Source organism: Desulfovibrio faecalis, assembly GCF_053570625.1.
Genome location: NZ_JBRBQR010000001.1, coordinates 2,570,816 through 2,583,026, shown reverse-complemented (window position 1 = coordinate 2,583,026; position 12,211 = coordinate 2,570,816). Strand labels below are relative to the sequence as shown.

Annotated in this window: 10 protein-coding genes; 3 read left to right on the top strand and 7 right to left on the bottom strand. The window is 59.0% G+C overall.

From position 1 onward, the window contains the following. Positions 1 to 91: 91 nt before the first annotated feature. Positions 92 to 745 (top strand): nucleotide exchange factor GrpE, encoded by a 654-nt coding sequence (gene grpE, locus ACUZ79_RS11385; protein WP_449251677.1) that lies wholly within the window; start codon positions 92 to 94, stop codon positions 743 to 745. Between the two features lie 66 nt (positions 746 to 811). On the opposite strand, the gene ACUZ79_RS11380 is transcribed toward grpE, so the two are convergent. Then, complete coding sequence (locus tag ACUZ79_RS11380) at positions 812 to 1,792, bottom strand: LysR family transcriptional regulator (RefSeq protein ID WP_449251675.1); 981 nt, start codon at positions 1,790 to 1,792, stop codon at positions 812 to 814. A gap of 105 nt (positions 1,793 to 1,897) precedes the next feature. On the opposite strand from ACUZ79_RS11380, the gene ACUZ79_RS11375 reads away from it, so the two are divergent. Beyond that, entirely contained in the window at positions 1,898 to 2,284 is a 387-nt protein-coding gene (locus ACUZ79_RS11375; protein ID WP_449251674.1) for a carboxymuconolactone decarboxylase family protein, read from the top strand. A 99-nt stretch (positions 2,285 to 2,383) separates the two neighbouring features. Here ACUZ79_RS11375 and ACUZ79_RS11370 read toward each other — a convergent pair whose 3' ends face one another. Genes ACUZ79_RS11370 through ACUZ79_RS11350 form a run of 5 tightly spaced genes read right to left on the bottom strand, consistent with a single transcriptional unit; the run spans position 2,384 to position 7,070 of the window. Next, the gene (locus tag ACUZ79_RS11370) at positions 2,384 to 3,481 is read right to left on the bottom strand and encodes an HD-GYP domain-containing protein (RefSeq protein WP_449251673.1); all 1,098 of its coding nucleotides are present in this window, start codon (positions 3,479 to 3,481) and stop codon (positions 2,384 to 2,386) included. After that, the gene (locus ACUZ79_RS11365; RefSeq protein ID WP_240824635.1) at positions 3,478 to 4,074 is read right to left on the bottom strand and encodes a PqiC family protein; all 597 of its coding nucleotides are present in this window, start codon (positions 4,072 to 4,074) and stop codon (positions 3,478 to 3,480) included. The genes ACUZ79_RS11370 and ACUZ79_RS11365 overlap by 4 nt, the downstream gene beginning before the upstream one ends. Continuing rightward, positions 4,074 to 5,042 carry an MlaD family protein gene (locus ACUZ79_RS11360; RefSeq protein WP_240824634.1) on the bottom strand — a complete coding sequence of 323 codons (969 nt, stop codon included), beginning with the start codon at positions 5,040 to 5,042 and terminating at the stop codon, positions 4,074 to 4,076. The genes ACUZ79_RS11365 and ACUZ79_RS11360 overlap by 1 nt, the downstream gene beginning before the upstream one ends. Beyond that, a complete protein-coding gene (locus ACUZ79_RS11355) occupies positions 5,039 to 5,959 on the bottom strand; it encodes an ABC transporter ATP-binding protein (protein WP_449251672.1) in 921 nt (306 codons plus the stop codon). The genes ACUZ79_RS11360 and ACUZ79_RS11355 overlap by 4 nt, the downstream gene beginning before the upstream one ends. A 1-nt stretch (position 5,960) precedes the next feature. Continuing rightward, positions 5,961 to 7,070 (bottom strand): MlaE family ABC transporter permease, encoded by a 1,110-nt coding sequence (locus tag ACUZ79_RS11350; RefSeq protein ID WP_449251671.1) that lies wholly within the window; start codon positions 7,068 to 7,070, stop codon positions 5,961 to 5,963. Positions 7,071 to 7,182: 112 nt separating this feature from the next. Between ACUZ79_RS11350 and polA the strand changes: the two genes are divergently transcribed. Beyond that, positions 7,183 to 9,969: a DNA polymerase I gene (gene polA, locus ACUZ79_RS11345; RefSeq protein ID WP_449251670.1), complete on the top strand. Its 2,787-nt coding sequence runs from the start codon at positions 7,183 to 7,185 to the stop codon at positions 9,967 to 9,969. Between the two features lie 882 nt (positions 9,970 to 10,851). Here the strand turns inward: polA and tilS are convergent. Then, entirely contained in the window at positions 10,852 to 11,982 is a 1,131-nt protein-coding gene (tilS, locus tag ACUZ79_RS11340) for a tRNA lysidine(34) synthetase TilS (RefSeq protein WP_449251669.1), read from the bottom strand. Positions 11,983 to 12,211 lie beyond the last annotated feature (229 nt).

The window sequence follows — 12,211 nt, the reverse complement described above, 5'->3', positions numbered from 1 at the left end:
TGCAGTGACGGCAGCGCCTTGACAGGGTGGACAAGCATACTTACTTAACGGAAAGCATCGTGACCCCGCCGGGGTCGATTCAGGAGGAAGCATGCAGCGTCATAAAATGAACCACTCATTCGGACAGCAGGGCAGTCAGCAGGGCGGCCAGGCGGATAACCGGGCAGAATGCCAGCCCGAAAGACCGGAAGATGGTTTTCTTGAAGAAGAAGGTGTTCTGTTCGGTCAAAATGCGGGTAAAAATCCCGCTGCCGATTCCGCGCAGGAGGCTGATACTGCCCCGTCAGACAAGGCGGCTTCAGCCGAAAGCCTTGAAGAACGTTGCAAGGCAGAGCTGACAGAAATGCGCCTGCGCAATGCCGCAGAAATGGACAATTTCAAGAAGCGCCTCACGCGCGAGCATGAAGAGCAGATGCGCTACGCTGCTGAAAAGGTCTTGGGCGATCTGCTGCCCACGCTCGATAACCTTGATCTGGCCCTGCGTTACGGCAGTAAGAGCGAAGCCTGCAAAGACATGTTGCAGGGCGTAGCCATGACACACAAGCTGTTGCTTGATGCGGTGGAAAAGCACGGCCTCAAACCTTTGGGCGAGGAAGGCGAAGAATTTGACCCCAACGTGCATGAAGCCGTGGGGTTTGAAGACCGCCCCGATTTTGCCCCCAACTCTGTGGCGCGTGTGCTGCAGCGTGGGTTCAAACTGGGTGATCGTTTGCTCCGCCCCGCCAAGGTGATGGTAAAACAGTAAATTTTTTGTGCGCGTCTTTTGGGCCCGGCGGCTTCGGCTGCCGGGCTTTTCTGTTTTTTGCGCTGGTTATGCCGTGCCCAGAAAATGGGCGGCTTCAGCAATGATCTGACGTAATTGTGATGCCGTTTTCGGTTCGTCATCCTCCTGGGAACTGCCTGCCGGGCCGTAATCACCACCCATTTGCAGCGCCAGGCCCAAGCGTAGTTCCAGCAGTTCCCCTTCCGCCAGCGGGCAAAAGACAACACCTCTTCGCCCAATGGCGGAAAATGAACGCGGCAGCATCCCCATACCATCCCCTTGGGCAATGCGGGCCAGCAGCACATCATGCTCTTCTGGTTCTTCCAGATAAACAGGTGCAAAGCCCATATGGGTGAAAATACCGCGCATATGGTCAAAGTACGCGGGATTGTTCTCTCGTCGAAACCAGAAAAGAGGTCTGCCGTTCAGATTTTGCAGGCGTATCGGCTCCAGACTGTCATGATGCAGGCCTGCAAGCCATGCTGCGGGCAAAGCTGCCAGCAGAGGCTCTGCATACGGCAGCGGGCTTACGCGCACTCCCGGAACCTCAAGCGGCAGGGCCACCAGTGCCGCATTCAGTCTGCCCCGGCTTATACCGCGCGCCAGTTGGGGCGAGGACTGGCGTACATAGCGCACCGGATTATCTCTGAGAGTATCAAGCTTTTTCATGAAGCCTGAAAAAATGCCCTGTTCAAAAGCTGTTGTCAGACCGATCGACAAGGGCGCTTCTGATCCATTCCCGCCATGTCCGAGCCTCCGCAAAAGCAGCCTTGCGGCGTCCTGTGCTTCCAGTACCGGGCGGGCAATGCGCAGCACTTCCAGCCCTGCCTTTGTGAGTGTCAGCCCTCGGCTGTGGCGCTCAAACAGCGTGATGCCCAGCATTTCTTCCAGATGCCGCATATGGCGGCTCAGGGGCGGCTGGGTCATATACAGCTTGTCAGCTGCGCGGCGAAGGCTGCCTTCTTCTGCAACTACAGAAAAATAGCGCAGCAGCCGCCAATCGGGGATGTCAAAAAGATCGTTAGCCATGCTTTAAAGGTATCACCAAAAAGGCAAGAGGCAAAGCGCGGGCATGGGCATAAAAGTCTGATCAGGGCCACAGCATTGAGCCAGGCCATTACACAGGAGAATGTCATGCAGACTGATCGTTATGCCACAGGGCTTGCCATGCTGGAACAGGTTGACGGACGCGGCGGGGAAGAAGTGCTGGAAAGCGTGCGGGCCATTTGCCCAGATTTTGCGCAATACCTTGTGGAATTTCCGTTCGGAGATATCTATTCAAGGCCAGGGCTGGATTTGAAAAAGCGGGAGATTGCCGTTGTGGCGGCCCTGACAGCAATGGGCAACGCGGTTCCGCAACTGCGCGTACATATTGCGGCTGCCCTGCATGTGGGCTGCACCCGTCAGGAAATACTGGAAGTCATTATGCAGATGGCCGTGTACGCTGGGTTTCCCGCCGCGCTGAACGGCCTGTTTGCCGCCAGGGATGTTTTTGACGGGCAGGATGGGCAGAAAGTGTAGGGCTGGTGCGGCGGTTGCTGTTGGCAGCCGCTGCGTCAGAACAGGGAGAAATGTCGGGCAGAAGCAGAAGATCGCCATTACGCGGCAAAGTTTAGGGGGCTACATGTCTGAATATTTCGCGGCAATACTGCGGAACTGCTCCTGCATGGCCAAAAAGGCGTCCACCACTTCGGGGTCAAACTGGGTGCCGCGTCCTTCCACAATAATGCGCATGGCTGTTTCGTGCGGCATGGCGGGTTTGTATACACGCTTGCTGCGCAGGGCGTCATACACGTCGGCCACGCTCATGAGGCGGGCGGAAAGCGGAATGTCCTTGCCAGCTATCCCGCGCGGATAACCCTTGCCGTCCCAGCGTTCGTGGTGGCAGTAGGCAATATCGCTGGCGATGCGCAAAAAGGAATTTTCCCCCAGAAACTTGTCGGCCGAGGCCAGCACTGCGCGCCCGAGCGTGGTGTGTTCCTTCATGGCCTCGTATTCCTCATCGGTGAGGGGGCCGGGCTTGTGCAGCACTGTATCTGCAATGGCGACCTTGCCCACATCATGCAGCGGTGCAGAAAGGTAGAGCCACGAAATGGCATCGGCATCCAGTTCGTCCCTGTACTCTGGCAGTTGCGAAATATAGACGGCCAGCGCCTTCACGTAGTTCTGCGTGCGTTTGATGTGCGCGCCGGTTTCCGTATCGCGCCATTCCGCAAGACTTGCCATGGCGTGAATGGTGGCTTCCTGCGTGAGGGCAAGCTGGCGTGTGCGGGCAAGCACCAGATCGTTCAGATGGTCGCGGTAGAGTTTGAACTTGAGCTGGTTGGCTACGCGGTTGCGCACCAGCGAGGAGCGGAAAGGTTTGGTTATGTAATCCTGCGCGCCCAGCGAGAGGCCCTTGGCCTCATCGGTTTCTTCATTCTGCGCCGTAATGAACATAACCGGGATGTCGCGTGTCTGCGCATCGCTGCGCAGGCGCTTGCACACTTCGTACCCGTCCATGCCGGGCATGATGACGTCAAGCAGGATCAGGTCTGGAGGGGGCTGCCGCAGGGCCAGACGCAAGGCGTCTGTACCGTTTTTGGCAAACATGATTGTGTATTTGTCGCGCAGGCATTCACTGAGAATGCGCAGGTTTTCAGGCGCGTCATCCACAAGCAGGATGATGTTGCGCCTGTGTACCTGGGATGGATCGGCGGTTTCTTCTGCCCAGTTCATGACTTGCCCCGTGTGAGCACGGGCAGGCGGGCGGCTAGATGTTCGCCCATGCGGCGTACCATGCGGCTTTCTGCCGCTGTGAGCACGTCATAGGTTTTGCCCGCCACAGGCTCTGCATCGGCATAAATTCCCCGGGCGATGACTTCATCGTGGCGATTTTTCAGTGTCCAGCGCGCCTCAAGCACGGCCTTGGAGTCGAAATTGCCGTCCAGTCTCTGCAAATCCACAAGCAGCACATAGTCAGCGCGGGTGTCGTCGCCCGGCGCCAGCACGTTCAGCCCCACAGCCAGCAAGGGCGGGGTCAGCACTTCCTGCACCACGCGGCGCACGCCATGCCCAACGGGCTCCGCCCAGGCGTGAAATTGCGAAACAACAAGCTCTGTTTCGCCGTTCACACGGCTGACAATGCTGTTGCGGTCAAGATAATCCGGCACGGTAACCTGCGCCACACGCAGGTTTTTGGTGGGCAGCGTGTCGGCCTTGACCGGGTCAAGGGCGCTTTCAAGCAGATAATAGCGCGTGGGGGTGCTGCGCGCACAGCCGCTCAAAAGTGTGAGCAGCACCAGCGAAAGAAGAAGGATTTTGCGTTGCATCAGCGTGTTCCTTGCTTGCCCCGCAGCAGAGCTTCGGGATTACGTTCAAGCATTTCGGCCAGGGCGCGCATGGAGCGCATGGTATCGGTGCTCTCTTTGAGAAGGCGGCGCAGATCGTTCATGGTGGGCGAATCACGCCCCAGAATGCCCTGGGCCGAAGCTGTGACCACACGCAACTGATCTGCCGCAACCGCCATGCTCTGCATGGCTTCGCGGAAGGAAACCAGCGTGGCTGGCAGTTCCTTTTCAACAGAGACGCTGGCTGTGCTCAGGCTTTTGAGAACCTGTTCCGTATTGGTGCGTATGGCGCCCTCGTGCAAAATGCTGTGGGCTTCCTGAAAGGTGTTGGTGAATGCCGTAAGCGCCTTGCCCAGCTTGTCGTCGCTGAGGCCGAGGGCAAGGTTTTGCAGCACGGCGCTGAAAGAATTTACCATCTGCTCCAGTGGCATCTGCGAGAGCGTGCTTTGCAGCGTATCAATGGGTGAAGGAATGGTGGGGATTTCCATATCCGGCGTAGCGGAGCGGAAGTTGGCCGCCGTTGCGGGATAAAAATCAAGCTCCACGCGGTATTGCCCGGTGATAAGGCTTTGCAGTTGCAGCCGCCCGCGCAGGCCGCGCTGCACCATGCGGCGTATGATTTCCTGCTGGAAAGATTCGGAGGGCGCGGCAGCGCCGCTGGCGCGTACAAAGCTGCGTTCGTCAATGCGGATATAGACGGGGATGGTCACGTTGGAATCGCGCGCGTTGGCAACCAGATTGATGCGCGTGACGCTGCCCATGGGCACGCCCCTGAACACAACCGGCGCGCCCGTGGAGAGCCCGCTGACCGAGCCATCAAAGTACATCACATATTCAAGATCATTGCTGAAAAGGCGGCCACCGCCGAGCAGCATGATGCCCAGCACCAGCAGGGCCAGGCCCCCCAGCACAAAAGCGCCGACAGTTGTTTTGTATGACTGCGAGTTCATCGGGATTGTTCCTTGTGCGAAGTTGCAGCGCGCGAAGTTGCCGATGGGGCGTTTTCGCCTGCGTCTTCATTCTGCTCGCGCATGCCGCCTCTGGTCAGAAAGAGCTTTGCGCTTTCGTCTGTATTGGGGTCTTTCACCAACTCGCTGGGATTACCGCTGGCAGTGACCGTTCTGCTCTGCGCATCCAGAAAGATGCTGTTTCTGGCTATGGTGAAGATACTCGGCAACTCGTGAGAAACAATGACAAACGTTGTACCCAGGCTGTCGCGCAGCTCCAGTATCAGGTCGTCCAGCAGCCGGGAGCTGACAGGGTCAAGCCCTGCGGAAGGCTCGTCCAGAAAGAGAATCTGCGGATCAAGCGCCAGCGCCCGGGCAAGCCCCGCGCGTTTGCGCATGCCGCCGCTGATCTCCGAGGGATAATAATCCTCAAATCCGGCCAGACCCGCAAGAGCCAGTTTGAGCGAAGCCTGTTCCCTGATTTCATCATCGGTGAGGTCAGTATACTGTTGCAGGGGCAGCCCCACATTTTCCGCCAGCGTCATGGAACTCCACAGCGCGCCGCCCTGAAAGAGCACGCCTGTGTTGCGCATGATGCGGCTGCGGCTTTCTTCCGTGCCAGCCCAGAAATCTTCGCCATTATAGCATATCTGTCCTTGCTGCGGCTCCTTGAGGCCCATGAGCACGCGCAAGAGTGTACTTTTGCCGCAGCCGGAACCGCCCATGACCATGAAAATGTCGCCCACGCGCACGTCAAACGACACATTGCGCATGAGCACAAAGGAGCCGAAGGCCACCGTAAGATCACGTACCCTGATGCGCACGTCTTCATCCGGCACGGCAGAGGCCGGGCAGGACGGAGCAGCGCTGGTCGCGTCCGTATTTGGCAGGATAATGGAGGGCTGGTCGGCGTCAGGCATGTTACACCTCCAGCACGTTGCAGATAACGGTGATGATGGCGGTAGCCACAATAATGCCCACAATGGCCTGCACCACTGCCGTGGTGGTGGCCTGGCCCACAGCCTGGGCGCTGCGTCCGCAACGTATGCCCTGATAGCAGCCTGCCACGGCCACAATGGCCCCAAAAACCGTGCCGTACACAAGGCCGATAATCATATGCTTGAAGGGCACCATCTGTATGGTAGCGTTGATGTATTCCATCGGGTTCAGGCGCAACATGGTGGTGCCCACCAGAAAACCGCCGATAACGCCCATGAGGTCGGCATACAGGGTCAGCAGGGGGATCATGGCCATGAGGGCCAGCACGCGCGGCAGCACAAGAAAGTCGTGGGGAGAAATGCCAAGGGTGGAGAGAGCGTCCACCTCTTCGTTGACCTGCATGGTGCCGATAAGGGCGGCGTAGGCAGCGCCCACCCGGCCCGCCATGACCACACCCACCATGATGGCCCCCATGACCCGCAGCATGCCGATACCCACAAGGCCCGCAACATAAATCTGCGCGCCAAACTGGGTGAGCTGCACCGCGCCCACAAAGGCCAGAATCAGGCCAAACAGCAGGCTCGTGAGCGAAATGATGGGCAAGGCGGCCACGCCGCATTCGTGCATGGCGGCAAACAGGTCCATAGGGCGCATCTTGGCCCTGCCAAGAAACAGCCGCCAGATGGAAAGTACAATCTCGCCAAGAAAATTAAGAAAGTCCTCGAGCTTGGGCCGCAGAGCCAGCACGCATTCGCCCACGCGGGTCACAAAGCCCGCATCGGTTTTGCTGCGTTCGGAGCCTGCCTTGGCAGGAATAGCAAAGGCCAGTTTGATAAGGCGCTCAAGGCCTTCGGGCAGTTCCGTATGCACCGGCAGATCACGGGCGCGCGCCGCCTTGACCATCTGCACCAGAAAAACCAGCAGGGTGCTGTCCCACTGTCCAAGGGCGGCGCTTTCAAGGCACACCTCGCGGATGCGCTGGTCGGCTATCTGGCTCAGGGCGGCCATGGCCTCCAGAGGCCATGGTTCGTCCAAATTCCAGCGCCCGCCAACGCTCACGCGCAGCAGCGGCCCCTGAACAGATACGGTCACTTGCGGACTTGTTTCCATCACTATACTATACGCGTAGCACAACATCTTCGCAAGCGTCCTGGCCTGCGAACCGTTTTGAAATCTTTTTGAAACCCCAAACCACCGGGCTGTCATGTCGCTGAAACAACGCCTCAATCTTTCTGCCGAGCCTGTCTTTCTTATGGACGGCTCTGCCTTTATATATCGCGGTTTTTTTGCCAACAAGAACATGCAGCGCTCCGACGGCTTTCCCACCAACGCGCTGGTGGTGGTAACGCGTGTATTGCTGCGCATTCTGCGTGATGAGCGGCCCGCCCATTTTCTCTTCGTCAAGGATGGCAAGGGCAAGAACTTCCGTCACGATCTGTACCCGCTGTACAAGGCCAACCGTGACGCTACCCCCGAAGATCTGGTGCGGCAGATGGATCCCATCGTGCGCATGGTCAAAGCTCTTGGCATTCCAGTCGAGATTTCTGACGGCTGCGAGGCTGACGACTGCATTGCCTCGCTGGCGGCGCGTTTCTCCGCCCAGCGGCCCGTGATTATTGTGAGCGGCGATAAAGACCTCAAGCAGTGCCTCGGCCCCAACGTGTACATGTGGGACCCTGCATCCAAGGAAGAAAAGCTGCTTTCTGCCGCAGATTTTACGGCAGAAAGCGGCCTCAGGCCCGACCAGTGGGCCGATGTGCAGGCCCTTGTGGGCGACACGAGCGATAATATCCCCGGCGTACCGGGCATTGGCCCCAAGACGGCGCAGAAAATTTTTGAAATATGCCCGACGCTTGAAGACATACGCGATCATTTTGCTCTGCTTGGGCCCAAGATTCAGGACAAGCTGCGTGACCACCTTGAAAATATGTTTTTGTGGCGGCAGCTCACGTCCCTTTCGCTGGATGTGTGCACCGGGCTGACCATTGACGACATGACCGTCAATCCGCTGAATGAAGCCCTGTGCGCCAGCATGGCGGACGAATTTGAACTGCACGCCCTGCGCCGCGACATGGCAACTCTGGCTCGTTTGCAGCGCAGCGCCCCCACAGGTTCGGCAGTGTCTCCGTCCCCGGCCCCTTCTGTCATTACATCTGAGGGGGCAGCATCAAATGCTGGCTCAAATACTGGTGCGGATGCTGGCGCTCCCCGCTCCGCTGCCCAGGGTTCGCTGATGGCTGCCGCCGAAAAATCTTCTTCAAAGCCCCGCCCCGCAGCTGGGGCTGGCCCGCAGATGAGCCTGCTGGATGTGGCCGATGAACCCGAGGCTCCGCTGCTGAGCGAAGCAGGGCAGTTGCCCCCCTGCGCAGGGCTGGAGGCCGCAATCATCTGGCCCGGCGGTATGGGCAAGCCGCCCCACGTGGCGGTGGCTGGCGGTGATGATTTTCGCTGGGGCGGCAGTGTGGAAGACCTCTGCACGTGGCTTGCCGGGGCGCAAAGGCTGGTGACGTCTGACCTCAAGGCCCAGCTGATTGCCGCCGCGTGCTGGCGCAAGCTGCCGTCCGAGGCCAATCCTCCGTTCTTCTTTGATCTTGGCCTTGCCGCCTACCTCATTAATCCCGAGGAAAGCGATTATGGCTGGCCCCGTCTGGCTGTGCGCTGGGGCATACCCCTGCGCGAAGGGCAGGGCGGCAATGGCCCTGCCAGCATGGCCCAGCGCATGGCCGCTTCCATGGAGCAACGGCTGGAGGCTGACGGCCTGCTCGAGCTGTATCGCACGCTTGAACTGCCGCTCACGCCCGTGCTGGCCCAGATGGAGGCGCGCGGGGTCGCCATTGACGCAGCGGCCTTTCAGTCCTTTCTTTCAGATGTGCAGGGCGAGATCGACAGGCTTACGCAGGAGGTTTTTACCGCAGCGGGAACCACGTTCAACATCCGCTCGGCCCAGCAGCTTGGCGAGGTATTGTTCAACACGCTCAAGCTGCCCTCGCCGCGCAAAACCCGTGGCGGGCAGGCATCCACCAATCAGGAAACGCTGGAAAAACTGGCCGGGCAGCATCCCGTGGTGGAGAGCATCCTCCAGTTCCGCAAACTGGAAAAAATGCGCTCCACCTATCTGGACCCCCTGCCGCGTCTTGTGGACCCGCGCGGGCGCATCCATACGACCTTTAACCAGAAGGCCACGGCCACGGGGCGGCTTTCGTCCAGCAATCCCAATCTTCAGAACATCCCCGTGCGCGGGCCGCTGGGCAAGCGCATGCGCTCGTGCTTTATCGCCGGGCCCGATCATGCCCTTGTTTCCGCCGACTATTCGCAGGTTGAGCTGCGCGTGCTGGCGCACATGTCGCAGGATACTGCCCTGATTGAGGCCTTCCGCAACGGCGAGGACATTCACGCCCGCACGGCTGCGCTTGTGTACGACCTGCCGTCCAGCGAGGTCAGCCCCGACCAGCGGCGCAACGCCAAGACCATCAACTTTGGCCTTATCTACGGCATGGGCGCGCAAAAGCTGGCTCAGGAACTGAAAATCACGACCAACGAGGCCAAGGAATTCATTGCGCGCTATTTTGAACGGCTTACAGGCCTGAAGCAGTTTTATGAAGAGGTGGAGGCCATTGCCAAGCGGCAGGGCTATGTGACCACCCTTGGTGGGCGGCGGCGCTTGCTGCCCGATATACATTCCGCCAACGGGCAGAACTACGCGCTGGCGCGGCGGCAGGCTATCAATACCGTGATTCAGGGGTCAGCGGCGGATATCATCAAGCTTGCCATGCTGGCTGTGGCCCATGATGCGGAGTTGAAGCGTCTGGATGCCCGGTTGCTTTTGCAGGTGCATGACGAGCTTTTGCTGGAAGTACCCACGGAGGCTGCGGCTGCTGCGGGTGAACGGGTGGCGGCGCTGATGGGCGGGGTTATGCCGGGCGGCGTGGCTTTGTCTGTGCCGCTGGTTGTGGATTGGGGGCAGGGGCGTGATTGGGGCTCCGCCCACTAGGGCGCAAGATGGATTTTGTCCTCAGGCTGCGTCAGACTGCGGCGGCTTTTTCGGTCGAGTGCCAAAAGCACACTCCCTCAAAGCCGCCTTGTCTTCCTTGCCTGAGAACAAAATCCATCTTGCGCCAGGAATGAACCCCTCCATGCACTGGTTGCCTTTCGGTTTGGGGTGAGCCTGTCAGGCTGATTTACGCAAACCCGACTTTTGTGGCCTGAATGCGTCAGCGCCGGGATTTTGATGCTCACGTACTTGAGTACGCTGCGCTCAAAATCCCGGCGCTTTCTTTTCAGCCCGCAAAACGCGTATTTTGCAAATTAGCCCAACACCAGCCATCGCCTCCGCATTCGCTCCGGCGAGTTTAAGGAAGGCAACTCCACGACCAGCTTCTGATGGCGAAATTTTATTAATACGGAAGTTGTCGGCCCACTTATGAGCGAATTGAATTCAACATTAGTGCAGGCAAAGTAGCAAAAGGTTATGCCTAGTATTGCAATTTGGAGTTTTTTGAACGCCTCACAATGATGAAAAGTCCTGAAGCGACAGAAATGGCAGCGAAGCAATTACCTAAAGTACTAACTGTATCAAAGGTATTTGGCTGAAGCGGACTTCCGCTCGAAGCGAAAGCTTACTCTGGCATTTACGCGGCGCGGAGGGAGATCGCCTGAGCGAGTGGAGCGAGGGAAGGAAGCTCCCGCAGCGATAGCCGCGTTGCCCTCGTTACCTGACGAGAATTGAAAACCCTCTTAGGGGGTGTTCCGGGGGGAGTGCAGAGGGGGCCAAGGAGGGGCGCAGCCCCTAACAGGCCCCCTTTGCCCCGCGCCGGGGAGGCGCATAACCTTCGCCAGAAGGCGAAATATCGTGCCCGAAGGCGGCAAAATCCAGTTATCTGCCAGCCGCGCAGCGGCGAAAAACAATACTTCCACCCTTAAGATACGCTTCCAGCCCACCGGGCAACTGAAACCGCGTATTCCCCCGCCCCTTGGCAAGGGCATCATCCAAAGCCAGCAGGGTGCGTGCCCGAGCCTGACCGTGAATCTGCCCCGAGCTGTCAGAATCCTCACCACCACACCCCGCCGCAGGGCGGCACAAAAAACGCACCGCCCGCACATACAGGCGCAAGCGGGCCGCAGGGTGCAGACTTGCCAGCAACTTTGCGGGCAATGTCAGGCTGGGGCCTTCAGCAATATTTTTCTTTGCTGAAAGCTCCGCTTCACTCCCCCCCACAATCCACGGATGCTCAGCCAGAGCCGCATCCAACGCGGTATTCCAGTAATCCTCATCCATGCGCGCCATTTGCCAGAGATCGTGCAGGGTGCGGTCAAGGGATGGGTTCTCTTCGCGCAGCAGGGGCAGCACATCCAGCCGCAGCCTGTTGCGCTTGTATTGGCGGCTCTGGTTGCTGGCATCCTCGCGCCAGTCAATGCCGCATTCGACCAGCAAAGCTCTCAGCGCTTGCGCGTCCGTTGCCAGCAGCGGGCGGAGCAGATGGCGCTCGTCATCGCGGGCGGCCATGCCGCCAAGGGCGGGCCAGCCTGTGCCGCGCGTGAGGCGCAGCAATACGTCCTCGCTCACATCGCCTGCGTGGTGCCCCAGGGCGATAAAGTCGGCCCTCACGGCAACGCGTTCCTGCTCAAGCAGGGCATAGCGCAAGCGCCGGGCGGCATCTTCAATGCCAATGCCGCTGTTTTCGGCAAGCTTGCGCACATCGGCTTGCCGCACTGTGCAGGGAATGTTCAGAATATTGCATAACTGGAGTGTAAATACAGCGTCTTGCGCAGATTCTTTCCGCAAGCCGTGGTCAACGCTCAAGGCGTGGAGGCTCAGCCCCAGCCGTGGGGCCAGCAGGCGTAGTACAAAGGCCAGCGCCGTGGAATCGGCTCCGCCGGAGAGGGCCAGCAACAGCCGCGAACCTTTTGCAAGCCCAAGCTGCGTCAGGCAGAAGCGCTCCACCTCAAGGCAAAGACGGGCCGTAGCGGGTGGGAGATTTTGCAGCGCAGGCGGGGATTTGATCATGGCATGTCCGCGTCAGCGAAAGTGTGGGGCAAAAGATCGCCCGGAGAGATTGGAACTTGTGAAACCGGGAGTGACCGATGCAGGAAGGTTTTTGGGGGGCAGGCGCCGCCCGCAAATCCGTATCAAAAAGCCGTGCCTGGGGGCTGTCTCTATCTCAATGATTTTGCGCCAAGGGCAAGGAAAAAGGCTTTTTTTACGAAAGGAGTGTACTCTTACGGTACATGACTGG